The 26176-nt window shown below is 41.7% G+C and carries 31 protein-coding genes and 1 riboswitch; of the genes, 13 read left to right on the top strand and 18 right to left on the bottom strand.

The genetic code is table 11. The annotated features are described in order from the left end of the window. Positions 1–9: 9 nt before the first annotated feature. Positions 10–927 carry a methylisocitrate lyase gene (gene prpB, locus GPS65_RS11095; protein WP_012010240.1) on the top strand — a complete coding sequence of 306 codons (918 nt, stop codon included), beginning with the start codon at positions 10–12 and terminating at the stop codon, positions 925–927. 233 nt (positions 928–1160) lie between these two features. Here the strand turns inward: prpB and GPS65_RS11090 are convergent, their stop codons facing one another. Next, positions 1161–1823: a lysozyme family protein gene (locus GPS65_RS11090; protein ID WP_012010239.1), complete on the bottom strand. Its 663-nt coding sequence runs from the start codon at positions 1821–1823 to the stop codon at positions 1161–1163. Between the two features lie 97 nt (positions 1824–1920). After that, the gene (locus GPS65_RS11085; protein ID WP_088004469.1) at positions 1921–3246 is read right to left on the bottom strand and encodes an APC family permease; all 1326 of its coding nucleotides are present in this window, start codon (positions 3244–3246) and stop codon (positions 1921–1923) included. 186 nt (positions 3247–3432) lie between these two features. On the opposite strand from GPS65_RS11085, the gene czrA reads away from it, so the two are divergent. After that, positions 3433–3762 carry a Zn(II)-responsive metalloregulatory transcriptional repressor CzrA gene (czrA, locus tag GPS65_RS11080; RefSeq protein ID WP_119124995.1) on the top strand — a complete coding sequence of 110 codons (330 nt, stop codon included), beginning with the start codon at positions 3433–3435 and terminating at the stop codon, positions 3760–3762. A 32-nt stretch (positions 3763–3794) separates the two neighbouring features. On the opposite strand, the gene GPS65_RS11075 is transcribed toward czrA, so the two are convergent. Continuing rightward, complete coding sequence (locus GPS65_RS11075) at positions 3795–4319, bottom strand: CcdC protein domain-containing protein (protein ID WP_012010237.1); 525 nt, start codon at positions 4317–4319, stop codon at positions 3795–3797. A 118-nt stretch (positions 4320–4437) separates the two neighbouring features. Between GPS65_RS11075 and GPS65_RS11070 the strand changes: the two genes are divergently transcribed. From GPS65_RS11070 to GPS65_RS11040, 7 genes are all read left to right on the top strand, one after another. Then, positions 4438–5376 carry a helix-turn-helix transcriptional regulator gene (locus tag GPS65_RS11070; RefSeq protein ID WP_161985422.1) on the top strand — a complete coding sequence of 313 codons (939 nt, stop codon included), beginning with the start codon at positions 4438–4440 and terminating at the stop codon, positions 5374–5376. Between the two features lie 54 nt (positions 5377–5430). Beyond that, a complete protein-coding gene (locus tag GPS65_RS11065; protein WP_012010235.1) occupies positions 5431–5904 on the top strand; it encodes a GyrI-like domain-containing protein in 474 nt (157 codons plus the stop codon). Between the two features lie 37 nt (positions 5905–5941). Continuing rightward, positions 5942–6661 (top strand): MBL fold metallo-hydrolase, encoded by a 720-nt coding sequence (locus GPS65_RS11060; protein WP_119124993.1) that lies wholly within the window; start codon positions 5942–5944, stop codon positions 6659–6661. 3 nt (positions 6662–6664) lie between these two features. Continuing rightward, positions 6665–7237: a TetR/AcrR family transcriptional regulator gene (locus GPS65_RS11055; RefSeq protein ID WP_012010233.1), complete on the top strand. Its 573-nt coding sequence runs from the start codon at positions 6665–6667 to the stop codon at positions 7235–7237. Positions 7238–7385: 148 nt separating this feature from the next. Then, positions 7386–8267 carry a hypothetical protein gene (locus tag GPS65_RS11050; protein WP_012010232.1) on the top strand — a complete coding sequence of 294 codons (882 nt, stop codon included), beginning with the start codon at positions 7386–7388 and terminating at the stop codon, positions 8265–8267. After that, on the top strand, positions 8230–8835 hold the full coding sequence (locus tag GPS65_RS11045) for a DUF4166 domain-containing protein (RefSeq protein WP_161985421.1): 606 nt from the start codon (positions 8230–8232) through the stop codon (positions 8833–8835). Before GPS65_RS11050 ends, GPS65_RS11045 begins: the two co-directional genes overlap by 38 nt. Further along, positions 8828–10459, top strand: a complete 1632-nt coding sequence (locus GPS65_RS11040; RefSeq protein ID WP_144482117.1) for a YndJ family protein — start codon at positions 8828–8830, stop codon at positions 10457–10459. Before GPS65_RS11045 ends, GPS65_RS11040 begins: the two co-directional genes overlap by 8 nt. Here GPS65_RS11040 and GPS65_RS11035 read toward each other — a convergent pair. After that, the gene (locus GPS65_RS11035; RefSeq protein ID WP_012010229.1) at positions 10449–10928 is read right to left on the bottom strand and encodes a site-2 protease family protein; all 480 of its coding nucleotides are present in this window, start codon (positions 10926–10928) and stop codon (positions 10449–10451) included. The genes GPS65_RS11040 and GPS65_RS11035 overlap by 11 nt on opposite strands. A 229-nt stretch (positions 10929–11157) precedes the next feature. Here GPS65_RS11035 and csaA point away from each other — a divergent pair, with 229 nt between their 5' ends. Then, the gene (gene csaA, locus GPS65_RS11030; protein ID WP_003215734.1) at positions 11158–11490 is read left to right on the top strand and encodes a chaperone CsaA; all 333 of its coding nucleotides are present in this window, start codon (positions 11158–11160) and stop codon (positions 11488–11490) included. Between the two features lie 311 nt (positions 11491–11801). On the opposite strand, the gene GPS65_RS11025 is transcribed toward csaA, so the two are convergent. From GPS65_RS11025 to GPS65_RS10980, 10 genes are all read right to left on the bottom strand, one after another. Next, positions 11802–12416 carry a spore coat CotO family protein gene (locus tag GPS65_RS11025; RefSeq protein WP_119124702.1) on the bottom strand — a complete coding sequence of 205 codons (615 nt, stop codon included), beginning with the start codon at positions 12414–12416 and terminating at the stop codon, positions 11802–11804. Positions 12417–12530: 114 nt separating this feature from the next. After that, on the bottom strand, positions 12531–13307 hold the full coding sequence (gene fabI / locus GPS65_RS11020; protein WP_003211867.1) for an enoyl-ACP reductase FabI: 777 nt from the start codon (positions 13305–13307) through the stop codon (positions 12531–12533). Between the two features lie 150 nt (positions 13308–13457). Further along, a complete protein-coding gene (gene thiD, locus GPS65_RS11015) occupies positions 13458–14264 on the bottom strand; it encodes a bifunctional hydroxymethylpyrimidine kinase/phosphomethylpyrimidine kinase (RefSeq protein ID WP_012009593.1) in 807 nt (268 codons plus the stop codon). Positions 14265–14280: 16 nt separating this feature from the next. After that, positions 14281–15294, bottom strand: a complete 1014-nt coding sequence (locus tag GPS65_RS11010) for a thiazole biosynthesis adenylyltransferase ThiF (RefSeq protein ID WP_119124701.1) — start codon at positions 15292–15294, stop codon at positions 14281–14283. Next, positions 15291–16058: a thiazole synthase gene (locus GPS65_RS11005; RefSeq protein WP_012009591.1), complete on the bottom strand. Its 768-nt coding sequence runs from the start codon at positions 16056–16058 to the stop codon at positions 15291–15293. Before GPS65_RS11005 ends, GPS65_RS11010 begins: the two co-directional genes overlap by 4 nt. Before the next feature lie 4 nt (positions 16059–16062). After that, positions 16063–16266: a sulfur carrier protein ThiS gene (gene thiS / locus GPS65_RS11000; protein ID WP_012009590.1), complete on the bottom strand. Its 204-nt coding sequence runs from the start codon at positions 16264–16266 to the stop codon at positions 16063–16065. After that, the gene (gene thiO, locus GPS65_RS10995; protein WP_012009589.1) at positions 16263–17375 is read right to left on the bottom strand and encodes a glycine oxidase ThiO; all 1113 of its coding nucleotides are present in this window, start codon (positions 17373–17375) and stop codon (positions 16263–16265) included. Before thiO ends, thiS begins: the two co-directional genes overlap by 4 nt. Beyond that, entirely contained in the window at positions 17359–17976 is a 618-nt protein-coding gene (gene tenI, locus GPS65_RS10990; RefSeq protein ID WP_041815410.1) for a thiazole tautomerase TenI, read from the bottom strand. The genes thiO and tenI overlap by 17 nt, the downstream gene beginning before the upstream one ends. Then, on the bottom strand, positions 17951–18661 hold the full coding sequence (tenA, locus tag GPS65_RS10985; RefSeq protein ID WP_012009587.1) for a thiaminase II: 711 nt from the start codon (positions 18659–18661) through the stop codon (positions 17951–17953). The genes tenI and tenA overlap by 26 nt, the downstream gene beginning before the upstream one ends. Before the next feature lie 78 nt (positions 18662–18739). Further along, positions 18740–18849: riboswitch (TPP riboswitch) on the bottom strand. A gap of 59 nt (positions 18850–18908) precedes the next feature. Beyond that, positions 18909–20750 (bottom strand): monovalent cation:proton antiporter family protein, encoded by a 1842-nt coding sequence (locus GPS65_RS10980; protein WP_119124700.1) that lies wholly within the window; start codon positions 20748–20750, stop codon positions 18909–18911. Positions 20751–20912: 162 nt separating this feature from the next. Here GPS65_RS10980 and prpE point away from each other — a divergent pair, with 162 nt between their 5' ends. Then, a complete protein-coding gene (gene prpE / locus GPS65_RS10975) occupies positions 20913–21656 on the top strand; it encodes a bis(5'-nucleosyl)-tetraphosphatase PrpE (RefSeq protein WP_012009585.1) in 744 nt (247 codons plus the stop codon). A 42-nt stretch (positions 21657–21698) separates the two neighbouring features. Here the strand turns inward: prpE and GPS65_RS10970 are convergent, their stop codons facing one another. The 4 genes from GPS65_RS10970 to GPS65_RS10955 form a co-directional block, all read right to left on the bottom strand. Next, positions 21699–22565, bottom strand: a complete 867-nt coding sequence (locus tag GPS65_RS10970; RefSeq protein WP_119124699.1) for an RluA family pseudouridine synthase — start codon at positions 22563–22565, stop codon at positions 21699–21701. Positions 22566–22609: 44 nt separating this feature from the next. Continuing rightward, positions 22610–23410: an NAD kinase gene (locus GPS65_RS10965; protein ID WP_058014287.1), complete on the bottom strand. Its 801-nt coding sequence runs from the start codon at positions 23408–23410 to the stop codon at positions 22610–22612. Between the two features lie 65 nt (positions 23411–23475). Then, on the bottom strand, positions 23476–24105 hold the full coding sequence (gene yjbM / locus GPS65_RS10960) for a GTP diphosphokinase (RefSeq protein ID WP_012009582.1): 630 nt from the start codon (positions 24103–24105) through the stop codon (positions 23476–23478). Between the two features lie 33 nt (positions 24106–24138). Then, positions 24139–24504, bottom strand: a complete 366-nt coding sequence (locus GPS65_RS10955) for a UPF0738 family protein (RefSeq protein WP_041815407.1) — start codon at positions 24502–24504, stop codon at positions 24139–24141. A gap of 236 nt (positions 24505–24740) precedes the next feature. Here GPS65_RS10955 and GPS65_RS10950 point away from each other — a divergent pair, with 236 nt between their 5' ends. Next, complete coding sequence (locus GPS65_RS10950; protein ID WP_161985420.1) at positions 24741–25319, top strand: CYTH domain-containing protein; 579 nt, start codon at positions 24741–24743, stop codon at positions 25317–25319. 21 nt (positions 25320–25340) lie between these two features. Beyond that, positions 25341–26108, top strand: a complete 768-nt coding sequence (locus GPS65_RS10945; protein WP_041815403.1) for a lytic transglycosylase domain-containing protein — start codon at positions 25341–25343, stop codon at positions 26106–26108. Positions 26109–26176: the final 68 nt, after the last annotated feature.

The following is a 26176-nucleotide window of genomic DNA, read 5'->3' as shown; positions in this document are numbered from 1 at the left end:
GGAACTAGTGTGTGGATCGTGAATGATGAATCAAGTCAAGCAAATTTAGCCGCAGCCTTTCAAGAACAAATGCACAAATCAGCTTTATTTCAAATCCCAGGCGTTCACGATGGAATGTCTGCGCTTTATGCAAAAAAAATGGGCTTTCAAGGGCTCTATTTATCTGGCGCCGCTTTTTGTGCCAGCAAAGGGTTGCCTGATCTCGGCATGATCCATTCAACGGAAATGGCTGAAAAAGCGAAGGAAATCATTCGAGCTTCTCAGCTGCCGCTTTTGGTCGATATGGATACTGGCTATGGCGGTGTATTGAATGCTGCAAGGGCGGCAAAGGAAATGGTAGAGAGCAAGGTGGCAGCTGTTCAAATTGAAGATCAGCAAATGCCGAAAAAATGTGGGCATTTAAACGGAAAATCACTTGTTCCAGTAGAAGAAATGGTCGCAAAAATCAAAGCCATTAAACAAGCGGCACCAACGCTTTTGGTGATTGCGAGAACTGATGCAAAATCTGTAAGCGGAATGGAAGATGTCATTCGACGGGCCAATCTTTACGTAGAAGCGGGAGCTGACGCTATTTTTCCTGAGGCACTCATCACCGCAGAGGACTTCACGCATGCGTCAAACAATATTAAAGGTCCGCTTCTTGCAAACATGACGGAGTTTGGCAAAACGCCTTATTATCATGCAGACGAATTTTCAATGTTTGGGTTTCAGATGGTTATATACCCTGTGTCATCACTCAGAGTCGCTGCAAAATCATATGAGCGTTTATTTACAGAAATCATGGAGAAGGGGACGCAGCAAGGAATGCTGAAGGACATGCAAACGAGACAAGAGCTGTATGAAACGATTCATTATGATGAATATGAGGAGATGGATCAGCATTTAGCGAAAACGATCCTGCCGGAAATCGGAAAAGAACATCGATAAAATGAAAAGCACTTCCATTTAGGAAGTGCTCAGCGTGTAGACAAACCCTCGCATTCGTTGTCAGTCCTGCGCGCTGGTGTTCACGAATGTTATATTCGCTCCGCGCCAGTGCTCGTCCTTCCTAGACTGCAAAGGTTTTCTATCACGCTGAAAAGGAGACAAAGGGCTAAAATAAAAATCATTTTAGCCCTTTGTCAACAATCTGAAGCACTTCCATTTAGGAAGTGCTTTTTTTACGATGATGGTGAGGATGACGAAGCCAATTTCATCTTTTCTTCAACTGTTTTCGTTTTTTCTTTTACTTTTTCAGCATAAGTGAAGTCACCGAAGCAATATGGGTAGCGGAAGTTATCTTTGTTGCCTCCGCACGTATAGACTTCTGGGTTTCGTTTCACTTGCTTTTTAGAGTATTGCTTTGCCAATTTCTCGGAATGTTTTCCCCCGTTTTTTGCAACAAAATCAATATAGCCAATTCCCATATTATAGCTTTGAATAATGGTTTCCAAATCAACGCCTTTTTTCTTCCCATGCTTGTACATAGTAGAAAAATGATGGACTCCTTGTTTAATGCTTTTCTGAGGGTCATTGATTTCATTTCGTTTCAAACCAAGAGATTCAGAGGACTGCATTGGATCTCCGCCTCTGCCTTTTGATTCTTGATACATCATACCGAGGATTAACGCGGTATATTGATCTAAATCTTGATCTCTTAACTCTGTTTCTACAAGCGGTTTGAAATCATCCAATCTCGACAAAACAATTGATTCCGTATCAATCGGCAACTTTTTTAACTCCTTTTGATTAAAGGACATGACAATGGCTGCTAATACGAAAACAAACAGAAAAATCGTGAAGCAGCCTGAAATGGCAAAACATCCTGTTTTTTTCTTTTTCAAGGTCAGTTCACCCCTGTTTTGCCCCGCTTTTAAAAGGGAAGTACAGCCTTTTTATTATGCCATATCCTGCACAAGATACCAAGTGAAAACCTGATAATCAATCATATCCAAATGTAAATTCGGGTCTTGTTTTCAGTCTGTAGCAGAAATAAACAAAACCGATAATCAGCCAAAGCATACCAATGATTAATGCATTTGTACTGATGCTCGTTAACAGCCATAGACAAAAGGCCGTCCCGCATAGAGGAATCACTGCGTATCTCAATGTATTGAGTACACCTCTTTGTTTTTGTTTAACGAAATAATACGCAAAAACCGATAAGTTCACAAATGTGAAGCCAATCAACGCTCCGAAGCTAATAAAGGAATATATGACTTCAAGTTCGCCAACGACTGCGGTTAAGGAGAAAGCACCAATTAATAAAATATTAAAAACAGGCGTTTTTAATCTCGGGTGAATATATCCGAAGAAACGCTTCGGTAATGATTCATCTCTCCCCATTGCATATAAAAGCCTTGCTGCACTTGCATGTGATGATAAGGAAGAAGAGATAACAGCAACCATTGTGCCAGCTAAAAAGAACGAGTGGAGAAAGGCGCCGCCCACAAATTCCGCAATTTCAAGTGAGGCAGCATCGGGATGGTTGAACTGCTGAAAATTTGGAAATACTTGCTGCAAAAAATAAGACGTCAAGGTAAACAGTACGCCTCCAATGGCAACAGTTAAGAAGATGGCAAGTGGGATCGTCTTTTTTGGCTTAATAGTTTCCTCAGACATGGTCGAAATCGCATCAAATCCTAGAAATGAAAAACATAAAATCGTTGCTCCTGAAAAAATAAGCGCTGGATCTAAGCTCGCCGAATAAAATGGCCGGGCGGATAGTAATTCTCCGCTACCTGCGTTTTGCGTGAGCCCATAAATAATAAATCCAACAAAAGTGACGGCGACAATGACCTGAAAAGTCACAAATAGAGCCGTAATGTTGGCTGTAAGCCGGATACCGATTACATTGACAGTCGTTATGGCGATAGCAAGTATGATGATCCAAATGTAATGAGGTACATCAGGAAAGGCTGCGGTTAAATAAGCACTTCCAATCGCAAAATTCACCATAGGCAAAAATAAATAATCCAGTAAAAGTGTCCAACCTACAAGAAAGCCAACATGAGGATGAATACTTTTTTGCGCGTATGTATAAGCAGATCCTGCTTTTGGAAAAGCCTTCACCATATTCCCATAGCTAAGCGCTGTCAATAGTAATGCAAGTAACGTAAATATATAAGCTGCCGCGACGTGTCCTTTCGTCAGCTGAGCCACAATGCCGTATGAATCAAATACGACAAGTGGATCCATATAAGCAAGCCCGATCACCACAAGTGGAAAGACGGTCAGGCTGCGTTTTAGTCTTGGCTCCTCAGTCAATTTGCCTATCAGCTCCTCTAAAAAAATGAATAAATAATGCTCATTTTAAAAAGAATGCTACCAAGTGTCAATGCTATTTGAGTAAATCTTTTTTCTAAAGTGTGCTCTCTTTGCACGCCGGACGTTTTGGTATATGATGATACATAGAATAAGTCGTGATTTGACGGACAAGAAAGGTGAAGCAAAATGAAGGAAGAACTGAATACAAATCAAGAACAGGAACGGATGGAGCTGGATGATGAAAGTTTATTTCTTGTCTCCCAAACCTTTAAAGCTTTATCTGATCCGACACGTATTCGAATTCTGCACCTGCTGTCTCAAGGTGAACACTCGGTTAATGATATAGCAGAAACACTGAATCTCATGCAATCAACCGTTTCTCATCAGCTGCGCTTTTTAAAAAATCTTCGTCTCGTGAAATCTAGACGAGCAGGGACTTCCATTTTTTACAGCCCTGAAGATCAGCATGTGATGGAAGTGCTTGAACAGATGATTCACCATGCACAGCACGATTGATAAAAAACCTTCCTACGTTAATAGGAAGGTTTTTATGCATGATGCACATGTGTCGATCGTTTACTTGCTTTCATCATGTGAAAAGAAAAAACAACATAGTAAGCCGCTAAAAGAAAAAAGCTGAGCATGGTCATCGCATCATCGCTTACGATGTGCTGATACAGTTCAACGACACTGATTTTGGTGATCGAATGGTTTGTCAGCTCAACCAGCTTAAAACTAAGCCTAGATAAAAACAAACATAAAATGAAGCTTTCAATCCATTTACTCGTTTTCATATACAACCGGCCATTTTCTTCTTTCATACGAATCGTCTGATAGGCATGAACAGCGAGGCTGCTTCCAAAAAGCATGCCAATAGCAGCATAGATGATGATACTATGATTTTGCCATCCTTCTGATAGGAGAATAAGGGCTGAAAGACCAAAGAGATACATTCTCATCAAAAGCCTGATGGGGCGTACAAGCTGATAGCGTCTCATTCGATTCATTCGAATCATGATGCAGATCAATATAATACTCCCAATCATGAACAACTGCCACACGTTATGTGTCATGATGCAACCTCCTCCTGCACGTGCAGGGATGTAAACGAATGCTGGCTGTTACTTATCTTTACCATTCTTTCTTTTTTTATCAAAACAAAACCTACATTTATGAAAAAGAGGAAAAGTCATGAAAATTGACCGTATTTTATCTACTGTGATGTTGCTCATTAGCAAGAAGCAAGTACAGGCAAAAGATCTTGCTGAACTTCACGAAGTGAGCACGAGGACCATTTATCGTGATATTGATACCATCAATCAAGCAGGAATCCCTGTTGTGACAACCCAAGGAGCAGGTGGCGGCATTTCACTTGTTGAGGACTATCGTTTAGAGAAAAAATTATTTACCGATGATGACATTGAAGTCATTTTAACAGCCCTTGAAAGCATGATGAGTGCGTACTCCTTTAAAGAAAGTGAGCATGTTCTGAAAAAAATCAAATCGCTTATTCCCACGCAAACAGGTGAAAACGAAAAACAGCATCATGTCTTCATTGATTTAAGCTCCTGGGGAAAAGACAGTCAGGCAGAGCAGAAGCTCCAGCTCATTCATACAGCTGCGTCAGCGCACCAATACATTCAGTTTACTTATCGTAATGCGAAAGGTGAAACTCTTCCACGCAACGTGGAACCTTATACACTCGTTTTAAAAGGGAGGCATTGGCATTGGTATTTGTATGCATTTTGTTGTGTAAAAAAAGCTTTTCGCCTGTTCAAGCTGACTAGAATGACGGGTCTTGTCGCCATTTCAGGGTATTTTCAACCGAAAAGAGTCAAAAACGAAGAGAAGCCTTGGAATGACTCTTGGCAAGAACAACCATCAGTCAGCCCTGTCACGCTCAGGTTAACAGAAGCATCAGTGGGGAAAGTAAAGGAATGGGTAGATGAGAATGAATTGAACGTCTGTTCAGACGGCACTTATCTTGCCACCATCACCGTACCTCTTGATGATTGGTTAAATAGTTTCCTATTCCACTCAGGTCCAGAAGTCGACATTCTTTCTCCGAAGCATGTCAAAGAAGCATTTGATCTCCAGTTGAAACAATTTCTCAAACGATTAGAAACTTGACACAGTGTTGTCAGGTTTCTTTTTATATGATAGAAAAAAAGGAGATGAGAATGTATGTACGATATCGTGACATTAGAGAAAAAATGGATAAAAGGGTTATCTGTTCGAACAACAAACGAAATGGAGCAAACAAAAGAGCGAAAGATTGCTCCACTCTGGCAGCAATTTTTTGCGCAGCAGCTTCACGGAGGGCAAGCGCCCGTCATAGGATTGTATTCAGATTATGAAAAAGATGAGCATGGCTCTTATTTATTTACGGCTGGACAATTCGTGGATCAGCAGTTAGAACAAGTTATAGAGATTCCTGCGTCCACCTACGCAAAATTCCGAACGAGAAAGGGACCGATTGAAGAGGTCGTATTGGAAACATGGCAGCAAATTTGGACGTGGGATGAGCGCCATTACCGCACATATACAGGCGATTTTGAATGGTATGACGAAAGATCTTTAGACCCAAAAGAAGCGCAAATTGATATTTATATTGCGGTTGATGAAAAAATGCTTGCTAAAACTAATAGTATTAGTTAATATAAAACTAACAATATTAGTTTTAGGGGGACACTTGATGAGATTGACAACTTTTGACCGTCTGCACCAGCTCACATTAATGCCAAGATTATTCCCGGTAAACTGTTATGTTTTTGAGGAAGAGAATGGACTGATCTTAATTGATGCTGCGTTAAAAATGGCAGCAAACCCGATCATCGAATTTGCTCGACAAAAGAACAAGCCTATTAACAAAATTATTCTTACTCATAGTCATATGGATCATATCGGCGCATTAGATGAAGTGAAAAAGGTTTTTCCAGAGGCTGTCGTCTATTTATCAAAACGCGATGCCCGCCTATTTGAGGGTGACTTGTCCTTACTTCCTGGCGAACCCCATCAAAAAATCAAAGGCAGTTTTTCGAAACATATTCGTACAAAACCGGATGTGCTTGTCGAAGAAGGGGATGAGATTGGACCGCTGAAAGTCATTTCGACACCAGGGCACACACCTGGTAGCATTTCTTTATACGATGAAAGGTCAAAAATTGTGATAGCCGGTGATGCCCTTGTAACAAAAGGCGGCTTATCGGTCACGGGTGAACTTCGCTGGACTTTCCCTTTCCCGGCTTTTGCTACATGGGATGCAGAAACTGCACTCAAAAGCGCCGAAAAATTACTGGCACTTCGCCTATCCTGTCTTGCTGCAGGACATGGCGATCTCATCATAGAACCTCATGAAAAGCTTCAAGCTGCCGTTCATAAAAGGCAGCAGCAGCTGAAGAAAGGGGAGCAGTAAACCGTGTCTCCAAGAATGGGAATCACGCAAGAAAAAATCATTGATACTGCAGCCGCACTTGTTGATGAAGAGGGTTTTTCTGCTTTGACCATTGCTACATTGTCTAAAAGACTGAACATCAGACCACCTTCCCTTTATAATCATGTATCTGGTCTTCAGGAAATTCAGGCGGCACTCGCAGAAAAAGGACTGACCATGCTACGTGAAAAAGGCATACACGTAACAGAGGGGCTGGATAAAGAAGGAGCTGTGTTAGCCTTTGCCAAACAGTATGTTCAATTTGTCCGCGAACATCCAGGTCTTTATGAAGCAGCCTTTTCACATATGGAGGACAAAAAAGTAAGAAGTGAGGCCGAGCGCCTTGTTGAATTTGTCCAATCGATCATGACCCGTTTTGGTGTCAAAGAAGAAGAGATGACACATGTGGTCAGAGGATTAAGAAGCTTATTGCACGGCTTTGGTGATATTTCAAATAAAAAGGGATTTCAACGAAAAGAACAGCTTGAAGAGAGTGTGAGCTATGCGGTCAAGCTTTATATCTCAGGTGTGTTGCAAAAAGAAGATCTGTCTTATTGACAGGTCTTTTTTTGGTAGTGAATCGATATGTTAAAGAGGCGGCCATCTTGAACCAATTTTTTGTCAAAAAAAGAATAAACATTTGACAGTTTTGTGAAACATGTTATGATTATTATGTGAAACAATTCACATAGAGGAGTAGAGGCAGATGAAAAGAAAGCCTGTTTATGTGGAAACAACCATTCATGCACCGATAGAGAAAGTATGGGAACATACGCAAAATCCAAAGCTTCATGAACAATGGGATTTGCGTTTTTCAACCATTTCATTAAATGAACCTCAAAACGAACAACCCCAATCCTTTTTGTATGAAAAGCATCTTGGGTTTGGTTTAAGTGTCACAGGGACAGGAGCTTATCGAACAAGAATGATGGATGAACGGAATGAGCGGGCATCCTCACTAAATTTCAAATCGTCACACCCATTGTCTTTTATCAAAGAAGGCAGCGGTTACTGGAAGTATATAAAAACAAGCGACCACATTGTGTTTCAAACGCAATTTGATTACAAAACGAAAGAAGGAAAAGGATGGACATGGGCAGACAAGATTCTTTTTCGCCCAATGATTGGATTTATGACAGCCTTTAGTTTTGGTGCATTAAAGACGTGGCTTGAAAAGGGAACGCATCCCCGGTTATTACTAGAGAGAACACTTGCTCATTACGGGATTTGTTTGCTGTTTGCCATCGTCTGGCTATGCCAAGCGATCATTCCTTTTTCACATTCGGCTTTTGATCATAGCATGAGTTTTCGATTGTTTTATGCGCTTTTAGGCGTAGCATGGCTAATGCCCAAATTATCAAAGAAATATCTCTTCATTTTACAAAGTATGTTTCTTCTCATGATGCTTTGTATAGGAATTCTATCTCCGCAAACGACGCTTCATGAACCGCTTGTGATGAGTGCATTTTTGATTTTGTCGATTGCAGGTATGTTCAATTTAAAAGATTGTGTAGATGTATTTTCCATCAAACGAAAAAGGGGAGGTAGACATGGTCGTTCATCGTCATCAAGTAAAGGATTACGATAAACTGCATCCAAAACTAAAAGAGAGATACAACCGCGCATTTACTGCTGAAGGTACTATGGAAGAAATAGGCGGCGGGTCAAGACTCATTCGATTGATCTTCAGAATGGGTCCACTATTTCGTTGTTTTTTCCCAGAGAGAGGGGAAAACATTCCTTTCCAAATTGTCAACGAGCCCTTTGTGACAAATAAGGGGGAGGAAGGGATGCACTGGTATCGAACGTTTTATTTCCCAAAGAAGGAGCGGCACTTTGATGCAGATATGATCATTGATCAGGAGAGTCATACCGTACTAGACTATTTTGGAAAGCCTAGACTTCTTGTGTCAGAGCTTCATTTTACAGTAACAAAGCATGGCTTCTTGCACATCCAATCCGGCCGGCAGAAGTTTTTGATGTTCGGAAGAGAATGTCCGCTGCCTTCATGGCTTTATGGTGTGTCAGATGTAACAGAAGGCTACGATGAGTATGCAGGTGAATATACCATTTATGTCCACGTGAAAAATCGCCTGTTTGGTACTCTTTTTACATATAAAGGTCGTTTTACAGAAAGGATGTCTCATGATGAATAAGTGGCATTTGGCATCCAGTCTGATCTTCATGTCTTATTTTATCGCCACTCGTTTCATGACAGGTCTGATAGCAGAATTTTTTGTTCTCTTGGCCATTCTATTTTTTCTTCCCACCGCCTTACACTTTTTTGAGAAAGAAGGGAAGAAACACAAGGAAGAGAGGCTGATCGGGTTTTTAATGAAAGCCTTTCCATTAGCTTCTCTTTGTGCAACTGCTGCTTTTATCTATCATTCTGCTTGGTTCGCATCGGGATGGCTTTTATATACAATCTTATTGGCGTTATTTAGATTTTCTCGTTTGCTGAAAAGAGGAATCTTCCCGCTACATGAGCTGATGATTGATGGCGCATGGATGTATCTTGCTTTAGGCGGGCTATGGTTTTGGCTTTATACAGCAGATATACAGGTGATGACATTTTCGCCGATTATTGTTCTTTTGACCGTTATTCATTTTCATTATTCTGCTTTTTTTATCCCGCTTTTTTATGGATTTTTAGGACGGCAGCAAGCAAATGAAAGAGCTTTATACAAAGCGGCGGGATGGGTGATTTTGCTGTCGCCTGTAATGATTGCTGTGGGGATTAGCTTTTCCCGTCTATTTGATACGTTCAGTGTCATACTTTATGTGGTGGCCCTCTACATATATGGCATCCTTTGTATGAAAACAAGATTCCGGTCAACTTTGGCAAAAGGTCTTGTTGTGTTTTCTAGCTTAGTTTTAATGGGGACGATCGTGTTATCACTTCTATATTCCGCTGGGATGCTGATGCGTGTGACCTACATTAGCATTGATCAGATGATTTGGTTTCATGGCAGTATCAATGCTTTTTTTGTGATATTGCCAGGTTTGATTGGCTGGCTGATTGAAGGGCCGAAGGATCAATTAAAGCAGAAGAACTTTCCGATTTCGAAAGTGCATGGCCGGTTTCAAATGATTTCTTTTCAAGAGGAAAGTGTGCATAACCCTGAGAAGCTGGGTTTAGTCGATTCGCTTGATGAATTAAATGGAACGACATTTTCAGCTGATAGGGTGTCACCTGTGATTCGCAGATTTTATGAAGATCCTATGGCTTTTACATTAAAAGCGGCCGTCAGCTTTCATTGGTGGATAAGGCCGTTCGTCTTTTTACTTCAACCACTATTTAAGCAAATAGGGCAGCTTTTTTTGGGGTTATCTCGTCATCCATATGAAATGAAGGGACGTCTGATTAGATTTCAACATCCGAAGGAAGAAAGGAAAAATGTTCGGGCTTGGATACGGCACAATGTAAAAGGAGAGCAAGTCTTTTTTGCACTATATGCTCTTCATCACGATGCAGCTACGGGTTATATGAATATTGCGCTGCCGCTTCCATATTCTCAACTGACAGCTATTTTAAGGCCTTTTAATGAGAAAGAAGATTTTATATTAAAAAGTACATGTCCAAAAGGCAGTACCGGTGACGAAGGATTGTATTTGCATACGCCTTTTATCACCATGCAACTGCCAATGGAAGAAAGCTTTCATATGAAACCGGAGACGGATCAAAGTCTCACAGCGGTACATCAAATGAAGCTTTTCGGTATTCCTTTTTTAACGATTCATTATCAAATTGACAGTGAAAGTCATCATGTTAGTCAATGATGTCACATGGTTCACCGTGCCGAATAATGTTCACAATCGCTTGCCCATCACTCGGATGATGATCTGCATACTGGACTGGCAGAAGTGCAAAAAATACATAGTAGACTGAGAAGTAAGCAAATTGATAGAAAAATTGGTGCTCTGGCAGGAAATCATTGGCGATCATTGTGTTCAGTATGAGAACACTGAGCAAGTTGCATAATGATCCGCCTAGGTAGACAAGAATGTGAGACAATCGGTTGTTTTTTCTCATTTCTTCATAGTGGCAAAATGCATCTAAAAAATAGATTCGTCTAATTTCAACGACGCCGACTTTCAACACTTTTTTACCTCTGCCAAGAGCAAAAGAAACCTTTGCTCCAAACATCCACGCAACCAAAATATGGCCAAGTTGATGCAGGATGGCAACAATAGGAAGAATAACAAAAAACGACCAGCAAAACGTCCACATATCTGATAACGTAAACAAGTGTGAACCCTCCCAAAAGTATTCGAGAGGAAGCAGTAGGATTATTTGCCATTCTACCGAAATCATTTTTATGATGCAAATATTTAATACATGACCATAAAATTATTATGTAAACTAAAAAGTGATTTAACGCTTTGTAGGCTTTTTGAACCTCCTCGATGACAAAATGAATGTGCTACAATGAATAATCAATAGATTACGTTACCTTTTATGAAGGGGAGAGAGGCAGATGGCAGATATTGAACAGTTTTTGGCGTTAGATATTCGCGTTGGGACGATCATAGAAGCAGAATTTTTTGCAGAGGCAAGAGTGCCTGCGTTGAAGCTAAAGATTGATTTTGGTGAAGAAATTGGTGTAAAGCAATCTAGTGCTCAGCTCACAAAGCGTTATACAGCAGAGAATCTTACTGGCAAACAAATCGTAGCGGTCGTGAATTTTCCGCCAAGAAGAATTGCTGGGTTCAAATCAGAAGTGCTTGTCTTAGGTGGCATGCCGTCAAAAGAAGACGTGGTTTTACTAGCGACAGATGAACCGGTTGAGAATGGAACAAAAATAGGGTAAGAAAAAAGACATCTTCCTAAGAAGATGTCTCAGCTTGTAGACAAAGTCTACAAGCTTTTTTGTATAATAAGGGTAATAACAATAATCTGTGGGGGATAAACATGTTATCGAAACGTGAAGAAGAAAGAAGAAATCAATTAGAAGTAGTGGCTTTAGGATTGCCACACACCTAGCGAAGCTAGGCTAGGTGTGTGGGAGGCCTTTTTCATTAAATCTCATCCATCATAATTACGATGAAAATAAAAAAGCCTGTAGAAAAACATGAGTTTCTCTACAATCTGAAAGTCCCTCTATGGGACTTTTTTTATTTGTTAAAAACCAAGCGGATGAATCGAGGAAATGTCATCTATTGCTAATTCAACTGGATTTCCCCCGCCCGCTGTTCGAATGACCACTGTATCTTCTTTTCGATCCATAATAATCCCTCTATATGTTTTACCATCAGCTTCAATCAAGCAAAGGGCTCTTGGCATATTATGAGGCAGGCTTGTGAGAAAATCGACTTTTTCGTCAATACTCATCTGACTTAAAGGCTTTTTCACTCGTTTTCTTCTAGGTTCTTCTTTTGTTTCATGAAATACACCTTCTGGCGGCTTTTCCTCTTCTCGCTCGGGTTTTTGTTCTTGTATAAGCTCTGGTTCTTTCGTGATGTCTTCTTCTTGGGTAAGATCTGTTTCTTGAATCATGTCTTGCACTTGCTGACGCGCAGGCGGCTCGGCTTCTTTTTTCTTTTCGATTTCTTGAGCAACGGGGTCCTCGCGCGTACTTTCTTCCATCTTGTCTTTTTTACTCTTAGACATTTCTTGTGGTTTTTCTGATTTCTTTCGTTTTCTTACGATATTTTGCATGGCTGGCATTGATTCATCATAGCTCGGCTGAACAATATACATAAGCGGCTTCTGGTTCTCATCACCTTTATTTGACATACTAATCCCTCCTGAATGATTCATTCCTTATATATATGAGCGGACGCCTCAAATCAGAAGAAAAATAAAAAAACAGCATACCTTCATTCGGTATGCTGCAAATCATTTATTTGTTTAGCGAGCAATGATATGGAAGCCAGAATCAACATGCAGATTCTCACCTGTCATGCCGCGTGATAGATCGCTGAATAAGAATAGAGCTGTATCGCCAACTTCTTCAGGAGTCGTTGTACGGCGAAGCGGTGCACGCTCTTCAATATCCTTCAGAATGGTATTGAAGCCACTGATGCCTTTTGCAGACAGCGTACGAATTGGGCCAGCAGAAATACTATTCACACGGATACCTTCTGCGCCTAAATCAGCTGCTAAGTATTTCACACTTGCTTCAAGTGCCGCTTTTGCTACACCCATTACGTTGTAGTTAGAAACTACACGCTCTCCGCCTAGGTATGTAAGCGTGACGATGCTCCCGCCTTCTGTCATCAATGGACGTGCTGCTTTTGCTACAGCCGTTAATGAGTATGCACTAATATTGTGCGCCAAAAGGAACCCTTCACGATTTGTATTTAAGTATTCACCGACAAGTTCTTCTTTGTTTGCAAATGCAATCGCATGCGCAACGCCATGAATGACTTGTACTTTTTCTTTAATTGTAGCGAAACATTTTTCGATTTCTTCATCACTTGTCACGTCACATGGAAGAATGATTGAATCATCGCGCTCAAGTGTGCTTGCAAGTTCTTTTACAGATTCAGCAAGACGATCTCCAACATAAGTAAAAATCAAACGAGCTCCAGCTTCGTGAAGTGAGCGAGCAATTCCCCAAGCGATGCTTCGTTTGTTGGCAACACCCATTACCACGATATTACGGCCTTCTAAAGAAAAGTTCATATGTAATAAAGCCTCCTATTTTTTCAAGACATAGTATTAGTACCTGATCATAATATTATCACAGATCATGAGAGAATGACAATTTCCGCTGAAAGAAAGTTTCTTTTTCATCAAAAAACCGTCCTCTCAAGTGAAGACGGTTCGATTCTTTTATCGTTTGAGCCGGTTTTGCTGATATGCAAAATGGTTGGTAGGTCCGTGTCCAGCTCCAATATTCAAAGGAAATTTGATGGCTTCATGGACAAAGGTTTCTGCTGTGTCAAAAGCCTCTCTCATGGAGTATCCTTTCGCAATTTCAGCTGTTAATGCCGCTGCAAACGTGCAGCCTGTGCCATGGGTATGCGGAGTATCAATATGTTCGTTTGTGACTTCTATAAAGCCCTTTCCATCATACAACAGGTCTGTAATCTTCCCGCCAGATGGACCGTGACCGCCTTTGATCACGACATGTTTCGTACCTAGCTCATATAAACGCTCCGCTGCTAGATAGCGATCTTCTTTTGTCTGAATATGCATGCCTGTCAGTACTTCTGCTTCAGGTAAATTCGGCGTTACGGCATAGCTGACAGGCAGCAAGTGTGTTTTCAACGCTGAGACCGCATCTTCATTTAATAAAGAAGCGCCTCCTTTTGCGATCATCACTGGATCGACAATGAGCTTCATGTCATATTGAACCGTTTTATCAGCAACTATCTTGATCATGTCTGCGCTCCACAGCATCCCTGTTTTGACGGCATCTGGCAGTAAATCCTCTGCCACTGCATCAATTTGACTTTCTAACGCCTCGTTTGACAGCGGATATACCCCGTGAACCCCTAATGTGTTTTGTGCAGTAATCGCTGTGATCGCAGACATTCCGAACACACCGAGCTCCTGAAAGGTTTTTAAATCAGCTTGAATGCCTGCTCCGCCGCCAGAATCAGAACCTGCGATTGTGAATGCTTTTTTGATCGTCATTTCTTCACACCTCTCATTAGCCAATCCATTGATGATAAATGGTTCTTGCTTTGGCAATATCATTTGTGCCATGGACAAGTGCTCTACCGTCTTTAAACAAGACAAGCTTATATTCACCCTTTTGACACGAAAGCAAATACGGATTTTCAAGGACATCCATCCCTGCTTTCTTTAATCGAAAAGCCACTTCTTTTAATGACGGCGGAGTTTCGGCTGCACTTCGGATTTGGACCGTATTGCGGCCGCATAGTACATCTGCCTTTGCTCTCTTGTCATAGGAAAGAAAAGGATATGTTTTCATTCCGCAACTTGGACATTGTTTTTTCTTTAAGGAGCTGGCTGATCGAATGTCAGAACGCTCATTGCTCCATAAATCAAAGGATCTTAAAATCGGCGTCACTTGATGACCGGTTAAATACTTCAGGGCATCTGCCACTTGATATGATGCGACCTGCTGCACAACTGGACTAATGATACCGGCTGTATCACATGTCATGCCTTGTGCAGGTAAATGTTCAAGCAGGCAGTGTAAACACGGTGTTTCTCCAGGAATGACAGTAAATTGAATACCATAGCTGGCAACGCAAGCTCCATAAAGGAATGGAATTTGATGTTTGACAGCCGCATCATTAGCGATCATTCTCACCTCAAAATTATCCACTGCATCGACAATAATTGAAGCGCCGCTGACTAGTTCATCAATCTGTTCAGCGGTCACATCGACGACGATTCCTTTGACCTGCACGTCACTATTTATCTGTTTGAGTCTTTTTTCAGCCGCTATGGCCTTTGGCAGCCGATCCTGCACATCTTGCTCTGTGTAAAGCTGTTGACGCTGAAGGTTACTCCATTCAATATAATCTCGATCCAAAATGGTGACAGATCCAACGCCAGCACGAACGAGCATTTCCGCACTAGCTGTTCCAAGCGCTCCTGCGCCAATAATGACGGCCTTTGAGTCATTTAACCGCTTTTGTCCCTCTGTGCCAATTGGCTGAAAGAGCTCTTGGCGTGAATAACGTGTGCTCAAAATGCCGGCATTCCTTCCTGCGGACTGCTTGCTGTCCCGTAGTTTTTCAATGGAATCCGGCCTGCCTCAAAGCCTAGCCTTCCTGATTCAATCGCCAGTTTCATGGCTTTAGCCATCTTCACAGGGTCTTTTGCACCTGAGACAGCTGTGTTCAATAATACAGCATCAGCCCCTAGCTCCATCGCATAAGCCGCATCCTTTGGAGAGCCTACACCAGCATCAATAATCACCGGTACTTTCGCCTGCTCGATAATGAATGAGAGATTCAGAGGGTTTAGTAAGCCTTGCCCTGAACCAATCGGTGAAGCACCTGGCATAATAGCATGGACACCAAGCTCTTCTAATTTTCTTGCCAGTACCACATCATCCGATGTATAAGGTAGCACAATAAATCCTTCTTCGAGTAACATTTCAGATGCTTTTAACGTTTCGACTGGATCTGGCAGAAGAGACCTTGAGCAGCCAATGACTTCTACCTTGATCATGTCACACAGTCCAGAAGCCTTTGCTAAACGAGCAATACGAACTGCCTCATCCGCTGTACTTGCACCAGCTGTATTCGGAAGCAGCGTATATTTAGATAAATCAAGCTGCTCCAAAAAATTTGGCTGAGATGCTTCGAAAATGTTCATTCTTCTCACAGCAAAGGTTAATATTTCTGCTTCTGATACGTTCACGGCTTCTTTTTGAACTTCAAATGATGGATATTTCCCTGTACCAAGTAATAATCTAGATGTGAATGTTTTTCCGCCAATGTGTAGCATGTTGTCATCCTCCTCCTACAAAGTGAACGATTTCGATCGTGTCATTAGGTTGAATTTTCACTTGTTGAAACGCTTCTTTATCAATAATTTCTTGGTTCTTTTCTACAATCACTACTCGATTTTCAAGCTGATAGTCTGTTAGCAGATCATAGATCGTTCCATTCTCTTGATCGAAATCAACGATTCTGCCATTCAATTGAATTTTCATACAAATAGTGCCTCCTTTCGGCCAATACGAAATGCGTGAAGCCATTCCTTTTTGACCGGTTTACCTATTATCAGGTCGCGAATGATCTCTCCAGTAATCGGGGCAAGTAAAATACCATTTCTGTAATGCCCTGCGGCAAAAAGGATGCGCTGATCTTCTGGATGTCTACCAATGTAGGGATGCCGGTCATTTGTCGCCGGACGAAGGCCAGCCCAGCACTGATCAATCGGCATCTCCTTGATTGAGGGCATCAGCTGAGAAGCTTTTTGAATGACAGCTTCAATGCCCCCAAGCGTCGGAACAGTTTGCCACTCGTTTGGCTTCATCGTTGCGCCAACGACCAGTTTGCCGCTATCTCGTTGAACGATGTAACAATGATCATGGTAAATGGTGTGTTCGAGTGCTGGACCCTGATTCCATACAGACACACATTCTCCTTTTACTGGATAAAGAGAATGAGATAATCCAAGCTCTTCAAAAAAACGGCCAGACCACACACCACTCGCAACAGTCAGGTCATCACATGTGAATGTTCCCACTGTTGTTCTAATCGCTAACGCTTCTTTCTCCCGCTTCACTTCAATCACGGGTGTACACTCTTTCACTTCTGCACCGTACATGACCGCTGCTTTCCAAAATGCCCGGCAAACGGCATAAGGTTCAACATGAACATCTTCTTTAATCAAACCTGCTCCTAAGATGTTCTCTGCCATTTGAGGCATGCATTTTTTTACGCTGCCTGCGTCTATCCACTCAAATGTAGACAAATGCTGCATCCGGCAAAGTGCTTGTTTCTCCTCTTCTGTAAAAGCTACTTTCATGATACCGCCCGCTGATGTTCGAATATCAATGCCAGATTCATGCCGTAGATCGACTTTTAACTTCTCGTACAATGATTGGCTTGCTCTGCCTACTTGAAAAAAAGTATCCTCATAACCCTCTCCTTCAGCATGTGCACCAAGCATTCCAGCAGCCGCACTTGTCGTTTGCTTCCCTACTTCACTCGCTTCAAATAAGACGACCTGCTTTCCTGCTTTTGCAAGGTGATAGGCAATGGACATCCCTATGATTCCACCACCAATGATTGCCACATCATAATGCTTCTTCATAAGGATTCTCCTTTACTTGTTTAGAAAATGCTTGTGCCATTTTGCGCGGCTGATGATGAGTAAAAATTCCAGACATCACCGCTATCCCTTTCACATTCACGTGTCTCAATTCTGGAACGCGCTCAGGTGTCACTCCACCGATCGCTACAACTGGAATAGATAGTAGAGATGTCAGTTCTTTCACAAGCTGTACGCCTCTTGCCTGAAGTCCTGGTTTACAAGTGGTGTCATATACGTGCCCAAATATGACATACTCTGCTCCATTTTTCTCAGCTGCTTTCCCTTCTTCAATCGAATGAACTGAGACGCCCGCATGAAGGTGTGGGAATTTTTCCCGCAGCTCTTTTGGCGAAAAGCTATGACCTGGGAGATGTACACGGTGAATATTAGTGAGTAGCGCAACGTCTACTCTGTCGTTGATGATGAGCTTTTCTTTCGGAACACCTTCTAAAAGGAGACTTTTCACGAGATCAACAAGCTCACTTGCTGTTTTAGACCGTTCCCGGATATGAATAAAATCGACTTCAGATGCAATGGCTATTATTTGTTTGATCAGCTCTTCTGCAGGAAGCGAATCATTTGTCACTGCGTGGAGTTCCATTTGCACCAACCCCATCTAAGCATGCTGTTTGCCACATTTCTTTTTGATACGCCATCTCCCAGAAATGGTATTCGTAATAGCTAGAAATCACAAAATTTTCTTTCATATTGGCCCGCACATGTTCTGGTGCTTTTTCGGCTAGTTCATCAAAGCGGTTGACCTGTTCAAAGACGAGCTCCTTAAACCAATCCCCTCCATATGTCAAAATCCATTCTTGATAAATCGGATGGTCAGGTGTAGTTTGTTTTAGCTTTTCACCCACCTCATAATAAAGCCAGTAGCACGGCAATAACGCAGCCAATATCTCTTCGAATCGTCCGCTTTTCACAGATCGGTACATATGAGAGGTATACGCATAAGCAGTGGGAGAAGGCTTAAAGTTCTTGATGGCTTCATCTGATATCTTTAAAAGCTCTGTAAATTTTCTATGCAGCGATAGCTCCGCTTCATACGTTCCCTGCGCATGATATGCCATTCTGCCCGTCGTATGTAAGTCCTCACTAATCGCCGCTCCATATGCTTGAACCTTTGCAAAATGAGTTAAATAATATGAATCCTGCATCACGTAATATGTGAAACGATCGAGTGACAGCGTGCCATCTCCAATTCCTTTCACAAAGGGGTGTGTGAAGCTTCCATTCCACCATGTTGCTGCTGCTTCTTTACATTCAGTTGAAAACGTCATGTTTCTCTCCTCCTGTTTTTCCATATAAAAAAGCCACTTTCCGCATGGAAAGTGGCTTGGAATTTGTCAAAAGCATAGTCAAAAACCGCACCACTTCCCTACGCAGGTATGAACCTGTTCAGGTAATGAGGGTCTAAAAGTCAATACTTTTATCTCAGCCCTTTTAAAGGACTCCCCTAGTGGATCAAATATATGATGTTGTACTTCTATCTTAATCAGGAATTGTTCATTGGTCAAGGGTTCATTGTTACTCTAATTGAGCTCTTAGTCCTGCCACATATTCACGAGAGCCCGATACAAGCACACGGTCTCCGCTTCTAAGCGTCGTATCTCCGTGTGGGACTAAACTGTCAATCCCTCTGAAAATACGGACAAAGACCAAATCGCCAGTAAACGGAAATTCCCTCAGCATTACATTGTGATAGCGATGATTGTTCATTTGAATTTGATACAAGGAAGTATCCTCATTTGTTAATAATCGAATCGCATCTGGTGCTTCAATCAAGGCTCTAAGCACCGTTTTAGATGATAGGAAATTAGAAAACGTATCAATTCCTGCTTCCTTCAATTCCAGCTCTGCCTCAGCTTTGTTCACACTCGCAATGACTTGTTTCGCTCCTTCTTCCTTTGCAAATAAAGCAATTTCCTTATTTTTCGTCTCACTGCCAGTTGCGACGACGAGGACATCCTCCTGGCCAACGCCTGCCTTTCGCAGCGTCTCATCATTGTACTCTTCAATCGATTCAACTTCAAAGATGGAGTCTGCAAGCAGCGCTTCTTTATTTTCTTGAAAGACATGCAAAATTCGAATATCATATTCATCCTGATGTAAATCGAGTGTAACAGGTAAGGTCAGCTGATTTGCACCAATAAAGGTCACACGTTTTTTATGGCTCGCAGCTTGTTCTTTTTTAAACAGCGCTTTAAACCAAACCGGCGTTAAAATACTCGTGAGTACCGCGACTAGAATCAGCGCTCCAGACATTTTATGGTCAATGACTCCGAGCCGCTCCCCGATCGTCGCAGCTGCAATGACGAGTGATAACGTCGATGTTAATAAAAAGCCAGAACCGATCACTTTTTTCATGTCATACCATTTTTTCAAATAAAGAATCGGGATGAGCTTACTAATGAGTAAGGCAATAAATAGCAGCGGGATCATGATCATAATGGTTGGGTCTTTGAATAGTGCCCATATATTCAAATCCACTCCGACCATCACAAAGAAGATAGGGATCAAAAATCCGTAGCCAAATGAATCCAGTTGCTGAACAAGCTCTTTATTCGGCGAGAGAAGAGACACGAGTACGCCCGCTAAAAACGCTCCAAGAATATTTTCAGCACCGAGTGATTCAGATAAGGCAACTAAGACTATAATGAGAGTAAAGATCGCCCTTGTCCCAATTTGCACGGTCCCTTTTGACATGGACTGAAAAATTGACTTTGTCTTAAATACGCGACCAAATAAATAAAGAAGGATGCCCGCAGCAAATAATAAGAGCAGAAGCCACATATTCCCTGTACCATCGCCATAAATGGAGGAGAATACAGCAAGTAAAATCATCGTCACCAAATCTGCAATGACAGCGACAAGCAAGATGATTTGACCGATATTTGTCTGCATCAGCTTTTCCTCTTTTAAAGTAGGAACCACAACCCCTAAAGAGATCGTCGATATAATGAGCGTCATTAAAAAGGCATTTTGAATAAACCCTGCAAGGACAAACGCATAGGACAGAATAAAAGAAATACTAAATACGCCAAGAAACACAATAGTGGCTGCTTTAAACGTATTTGGTTCCTTTAGACCATTTGGTAGTTCTCGTGCTTTCTTCTTTGACTCAAAAGAAGAAAAATCTATTTCAAGTCCACTTAAAAACATCAGAAAAATAAAACCGAGCATGGATAACGTATCTAACCATGCATCATGCTCAACTACTAGTTGAAGACCGCTTTTTCCAATGATGAGCCCCATGATGATTTCAGCAACAACGACCGGAATGGTCAGCTTAAATCGGTGCAATAAAAGTGGGGTGAAAAAGGCAACAATAATGACGACAACGAGTGATGAAACAGATGTATGCTCCATTGGCTAAAGCCTCCTAACATTGATGTTTAATCTTTTAAGGTTTACGTTAAAGCATTGATTCTAACAATTGCCTAAATGAAAAGAAAGCCATTCGTTATATGTTCTAAAATTCAAACTTCTTTAACCCCGATGAATGGATGAGAAAGATCAGGAGGAAATCTTATGAAATTTGATATCATTGGTGATATCCACGGCTGCTACGAAGAGCTGCTTACCCTCATACACAAACTAGGATACGAACTCAAACATGGATTACCCGTCCATCCTGATAAGAGAACGCTAGCACTTGTCGGTGATTTAACAGATCGAGGTCCTCAGTCAGTAGATGTCATGCGCTTTGTCATTCATGCCTACTCACATGGCGCGATCCGCTACGTACCTGGCAATCATTGCTTTAAGCTTTATCGCTATTTGAAAGGAAATCCTGTGAAATTACTTCATGGCATCGAAACCACCGTAAATGAAATAAAACAACTGCCGCTTCATGAACAAACGACATTGTCACATGAATTTAAGCAGCTATTTGAGAAGGCTCCGCTTTACGATGTACTTATTCCTAATGAACTGGTGATTGCTCACGCAGCGATGAAGGAAAAGGACATTGGTAGAAAGCCGAACAAACAGATGCGATCCTATTTATTATTTGGCGCAGTCACAGGAGAAACGTGGCCGGATGGACGACCGGTGCGGAAGGATTGGGCAAAGGAATATCGCGGAAAACCATGGATTGTCTACGGACATACACCCGTGAAAGACCCGCGATTCGTTGGCAGAACCGTCAACATTGATACAGGCTGTGTATTCGGCCACCGGCTGTCTGCCCTCAAATATCCTGAGCTTGAAACGATTTCTGTTCCTTCCTCTATGCCTTATGACGATTCAAGGTTTCAGCATTTCACATCATAAAAAAACCCGGTCCTGCGCTTGCAGGTAGCCGGGTTTCTCTATTTAAAGCAGCAATGATTTCATGTCTTCAGGAAGCGGAGCCGAGAATGTCATTTCCTCCCCAGTCATCGGATGAGGAAAGACAAGAGTCTCACTATGCAGTGCCTGCCGGTTCATCCGCTCATTCGTTCCGCCATATAACGTATCTCCGATGAGCGGGTAACCAAGATACTGCATGTGAACACGAATTTGATGGGTTCTCCCCGTTTCAAGTGCTAGCGCCACATCTGACATGTTCAACTCAGCGTCCACTGCTCGAACTGTAAAATGCGTCACAGCTTCCTGTCCAGTATCATCGACCATTCGCTCAATGATACTATCTCCTTTTCGAGCAATTTTTGCTCGAATGGTGCCATGCTTTTCTTTGATCATGCCATGTGTAAACGCTCTGTATGTTCGTTTAACCGCTCCACTTTTCTGCGCTTTTGATAAAAGGCTGTGGGCAAAGCGATGCTTGGCCACAAGCATGACGCCAGATGTATCACGGTCAAGACGATTCACCAAATGAACTGTCAGCCGAACAGACTGCTCTGCATAATGGTGCAACAACCCATTTGCAATACTGTGCTCCGGGTGCTCACGGGAAGGAATGGACGGGATATATGGCCTTTTATTCAGCACAAGGACATGCTCATCCTCGAATAAAATATCAAGCGGAATCGGAGCAGGCTTTAGCCCTTCACTCACTTTTTCCTTTGGGAATAAAATAGTGAGCCTGTCTCCATTATGCAGCTTGTATCTCACAGTAACATGCTCTCCATTAATGAGGAGATCACCGCCATCAAATTTAATATCTGTCAGCATTCTTTTCGAAATGCCAAGATCTATTAAATAATCCTTTAAAAGCAGCCCCTCTTCTTTGGCTGTCATGGTTTTGTTTAACGTAAAGTATTCCAGCGAGAACGACCTCTTTCTTATTCTCCTTTTCCGATAAAGGAATCTTGCACCCTTTTCCAAAACGGAAATGGTCTAAATCGGGCAAAACGGACATTCTCGTCTGCTACCCGGCATTGAATGGATTTGACGTCCTTATGAAGCAGCGTCAAATGATCAATGGTTACCTGAAAATCGACATCATTCCTCGGTTTAATGACACAAGTATGATGGTCCGGTAAAATCAGCGGCGAACCGACCGTTCGAAACACTCTGTTGTTGATGGAAGCCATTTCTGCCAGCTGAATGGCTCTAATGGAAGGGTGAATAATAGCGCCACCAAGTGCTTTATTATAAGCTGTACTGCCAGACGGTGTAGACAGACAAAGACCGTCACCTCTGAATGTTTCAAACAGCTGACCCCTAATTTCAACATCTGCCACTAGTGTCCCTTCCATACTCTTAATCGTACATTCATTCATAGCCAAATATTTCTCTTCTCTGCCGCCGTCGTTGTATCTGACAATGACTTCTAAGATCGGATATTCCACAATGTGATAAGGCGTTTTCGCAATAGCTAAGACGAGTTTTTCAATTTCACTTGGCACCCAGTCAGCATAAAAACCAAGATGACCTGTATGAACACCCACAAAAGCTGTTTCATTCAGACGGTCACTATAACGGTGAAATGCATAAAGTAGGGTGCCGTCTCCACCAACCGTAATGACAAGATCTGGTTCCTCTTCATTGAGTTCCATCCCAAAATCTAATAAGTAGGTCTGAATTTTATTTTTGAGTGTGTCAGATACAGAATTCCCTTTTGAAGAAACTGCAAATTTCATGAATTCTTCTCCTTTTCCACCTTGCTGCTATGAGAGGGCAGCTTCATATTTGATCAAGCACAGGCTCAGCTATCGTTTTTCTTTTTCCGGGAAAATGCTACTTGTGCTTCTTGAATTTCCCCTCTAATTTCAGACATCTCATCATCAAGAAGAGACGCTGCCTCAGAAGCTCTTTGAAGGCGCAGCTTGACTTTCTCCGGGATATTCCCGCTATATTTATAATTCAGAGAGTGCTCAATCGTCGCCCAAAAATTCATCGCAAGTGTACGAATTTGGATTTCGACAAGGAGCTGCTTCTCTCCGTTGATCGTTTGCAACGGATATAACACAACAAGGTGGTACGAACGGTATCCGCTTTCTTTATGCTCTGCAATATAGTCGCGTTTATCAACAACCACGAAGTCTTTTCGTGACTGAAGCATTTTTTTCACGACTTGTATGTCTTCTACAAACTGGCACATAATGCGAAGCCCAGCAATATCCTGCATCGTTTCAATTTCATGCATTGGAATATCTTTACGCTTTGCCTTTTCTAATATGCTGGCAACGGGTTTCACTCGGCCTGTGACAAATTCTACTGGTGAATGGTCATCCTCGAATTCATACAGCTTTCGAATGCCTTTTAGTTTCACTTTTAATTCTTCGACTGCTTGTTTATACGGTGCGAGGAATTGATCCCATTGTTTTTTGTCCATGAAACTTCCCCCAATTCCATATACCTAATTATTTCAGAGGAATGTGCTCTTCACTTTCTCTTCCATATCTCCGTAATTGGCATTGTCTTTAATATTGTCGATTAAATAATGTAATTCTTGATGAAGCTGAATGAGTTCTAACGAATGTCCTTCCGCTGCCAAATAGACAGGGATGTCAAGTGTCATTGCTTCTTTTAATGGAGCCCATGTATCTTCCCCTAAGATAAGATATGAAAAGGACTCCTCATTTTCAAGTATGTAAACGAACGCAAAGTGATCAGAATCAACAAGCATTTGTCCTGATGCTTTTGCTTTTTGGATTTGCTCTTCTGACTTGGTCGTCAAAATCAGCCTGTCTTCTTTTAAAGTTGCTTCTGCGATTTCAATTCGGTTTTGCATCATGATCTCCTTTACAACAAAGTACAGCTTTATTTTATCATATCAAGTTCAATATTGATAAACCGAACTTTTGGAGAAAATCCTATTTTCTTTTTATAAATGACTCTTTCACGTCATTACCCTTTGATTTTGGCACAAACGGAAAGAGAAACAATAGATAAAAACAGTCTTTTACATGATGAACATACTTCATGTACAATAATCATATTTCCTCTAAATGAAAGGTTGATGTCAAAATGGCACAGGAAATTGAAATAGAACTAAAGCAATTATTAATGAAAGAAGAATTTGAACAGTTGAAACAACATTTTCAATTGAAGGATTCTGATTTTCATACGCAAACCAACTATTACTTTGATACACCCCAATTTGATATAAAATCTCAATTCGCTGCATTAAGAACGAGAGAAAAAAACGGTCAGTGGGTTCTCACGTTAAAGGAACCACACGAGATAGGCTTGCTCGAAACCCACCAAACGATCGCTCCTCCTTCAAACCTTGATGATTTTCAGTTGCCAAAAGGTGAAGTGGCTGACAGGCTAGACCATTTGAACATTCAAAAGGATCAAATTGTGTATTTTGGTTCACTTGAAACGTCGAGAGCTGAAAAAAAGATCAAAGAAGGCTTAATTGTTTTGGATCACAGCCGATATTTAACAGTAGAGGACTACGAACTTGAATTTGAAGTGAGCGACCTAGAAATCGGACAAACCGCATTCTCCGCATTGCTCCAACAATTTCAAATCCCTGTACGAAACACGAAAAACAAAGTCGTACGTTTTTATGAAGAAAAAATGAAAACACAGAATAGATGAATTCCTTGAAGGAGGAACATGATGAACGTCAATCAACTTCAATCCTTTATGCAGCTCCAAGCGCTTAAAACGTTACAATCAGACCCTGGACAAACGCAAATGCAGGGCGGCCAAGAATCGAATGCACAGGCCTCATTTCAGTCGCTGTTGCAAGATTTTTTAGGCGGATCAGAATTATCACGCCTCCCGCTATCCATTTCTGCATTTATGGGAACGGACCCATCAACGGCTCCGAACACACAATATGCACGTACAAATCCATACTTATCTGCTATCGCTGGCGGTGAAGAGCTTCAAGCTCAACCTTCATTTGCGAATGACGCTCAATTAAATACAGCGAATGGTATTGGAAATGTCTTAAACAACAGCTATACGCCGCCCCTTCAAAAGGCTGTTTCAAGCGGCTCATCTTCAAAAGAAATTAATCAAATTGTGTCACAAATGGCTCAAAAACATGGTGTTCCAGAAAAGCTGATTCATGCGGTGATCAAGCAAGAATCTGGCTATCGTACGAATGCAGTGAGCCATGCAGGCGCACTTGGCCTTATGCAGCTTATGCCATCTACAGCTAAGTCACTTGGCGTGAATAATGCCTTTGATGCGGCCCAAAACATTGAGGGCGGGACGAAGTATATAAAACAAATGCTTCAAAAATATAATGGAAATGTCTCACTCGCCTTAGCTGCTTACAATGCAGGCTCAGGAAATGTTGATAAATACGGCGGCATTCCACCATTTAAAGAAACACAAAATTATGTAAAGAAAATCACAGCACAATATTTCGCTTAAACCGAAGAGAATAACCTCTTCGGTTTTTTGTATGTCGCTTTTCACCCTTTTTTGACTGAATGTGTTAT

Source organism: Bacillus pumilus (genome assembly GCF_009937765.1).
Lineage (GTDB): Bacteria > Bacillota > Bacilli > Bacillales > Bacillaceae > Bacillus > Bacillus pumilus_O.
The sequence above is the reverse complement of the archived record's forward strand: the minus strand, read 5'-3'. Positions and strand labels throughout refer to the sequence as shown.

Coding starts and splice junctions, on each gene's coding strand:
- GPS65_RS11075 (WP_012010237.1), bottom strand. CDS start 4,319: ATGACACATAACGTGTGGCAGTTGTTCATGATTGGGAGTATTATATTG.
- GPS65_RS10950 (WP_161985420.1), top strand. CDS start 24,741: ATGGCACAGGAAATTGAAATAGAACTAAAGCAATTATTAATGAAAGAA.
- yjbM (WP_012009582.1), bottom strand. CDS start 24,105: ATGGACAAAAAACAATGGGATCAATTCCTCGCACCGTATAAACAAGCA.
- fabI (WP_003211867.1), bottom strand. CDS start 13,307: ATGAACTTTTCTTTAGAAGGCCGTAATATCGTGGTAATGGGTGTTGCC.
- GPS65_RS11070 (WP_161985422.1), top strand. CDS start 4,438: ATGAAAATTGACCGTATTTTATCTACTGTGATGTTGCTCATTAGCAAG.
- thiO (WP_012009589.1), bottom strand. CDS start 17,375: ATGAAGAAGCATTATGATGTGGCAATCATTGGTGGTGGAATCATAGGG.
- prpE (WP_012009585.1), top strand. CDS start 20,913: ATGAAATTTGATATCATTGGTGATATCCACGGCTGCTACGAAGAGCTG.
- GPS65_RS10980 (WP_119124700.1), bottom strand. CDS start 20,750: ATGGAGCATACATCTGTTTCATCACTCGTTGTCGTCATTATTGTTGCC.
- thiS (WP_012009590.1), bottom strand. CDS start 16,266: ATGAAAATTCAATTGAATGGCAGAATCGTTGATTTCGATCAAGAGAAT.
- GPS65_RS11025 (WP_119124702.1), bottom strand. CDS start 12,416: ATGTCAAATAAAGGTGATGAGAACCAGAAGCCGCTTATGTATATTGTT.
- GPS65_RS10945 (WP_041815403.1), top strand. CDS start 25,341: ATGAACGTCAATCAACTTCAATCCTTTATGCAGCTCCAAGCGCTTAAA.
- tenI (WP_041815410.1), bottom strand. CDS start 17,976: ATGGAACTCCACGCAGTGACAAATGATTCGCTTCCTGCAGAAGAGCTG.
- GPS65_RS11045 (WP_161985421.1), top strand. CDS start 8,230: ATGGTCGTTCATCGTCATCAAGTAAAGGATTACGATAAACTGCATCCA.
- GPS65_RS11005 (WP_012009591.1), bottom strand. CDS start 16,058: ATGCTACACATTGGCGGAAAAACATTCACATCTAGATTATTACTTGGT.
- GPS65_RS10955 (WP_041815407.1), bottom strand. CDS start 24,504: ATGCAAAACCGAATTGAAATCGCAGAAGCAACTTTAAAAGAAGACAGG.
- GPS65_RS11065 (WP_012010235.1), top strand. CDS start 5,431: ATGTACGATATCGTGACATTAGAGAAAAAATGGATAAAAGGGTTATCT.
- GPS65_RS10965 (WP_058014287.1), bottom strand. CDS start 23,410: ATGAAATTTGCAGTTTCTTCAAAAGGGAATTCTGTATCTGACACACTC.
- thiD (WP_012009593.1), bottom strand. CDS start 14,264: ATGACGATCAAAAAAGCATTCACAATCGCAGGTTCTGATTCTGGCGGC.
- GPS65_RS11060 (WP_119124993.1), top strand. CDS start 5,942: ATGAGATTGACAACTTTTGACCGTCTGCACCAGCTCACATTAATGCCA.
- czrA (WP_119124995.1), top strand. CDS start 3,433: ATGAAGGAAGAACTGAATACAAATCAAGAACAGGAACGGATGGAGCTG.
- csaA (WP_003215734.1), top strand. CDS start 11,158: ATGGCAGATATTGAACAGTTTTTGGCGTTAGATATTCGCGTTGGGACG.
- tenA (WP_012009587.1), bottom strand. CDS start 18,661: ATGACGTTTTCAACTGAATGTAAAGAAGCAGCAGCAACATGGTGGAAT.
- GPS65_RS10970 (WP_119124699.1), bottom strand. CDS start 22,565: ATGACAGCCAAAGAAGAGGGGCTGCTTTTAAAGGATTATTTAATAGAT.
- GPS65_RS11040 (WP_144482117.1), top strand. CDS start 8,828: ATGAATAAGTGGCATTTGGCATCCAGTCTGATCTTCATGTCTTATTTT.
- GPS65_RS11050 (WP_012010232.1), top strand. CDS start 7,386: ATGAAAAGAAAGCCTGTTTATGTGGAAACAACCATTCATGCACCGATA.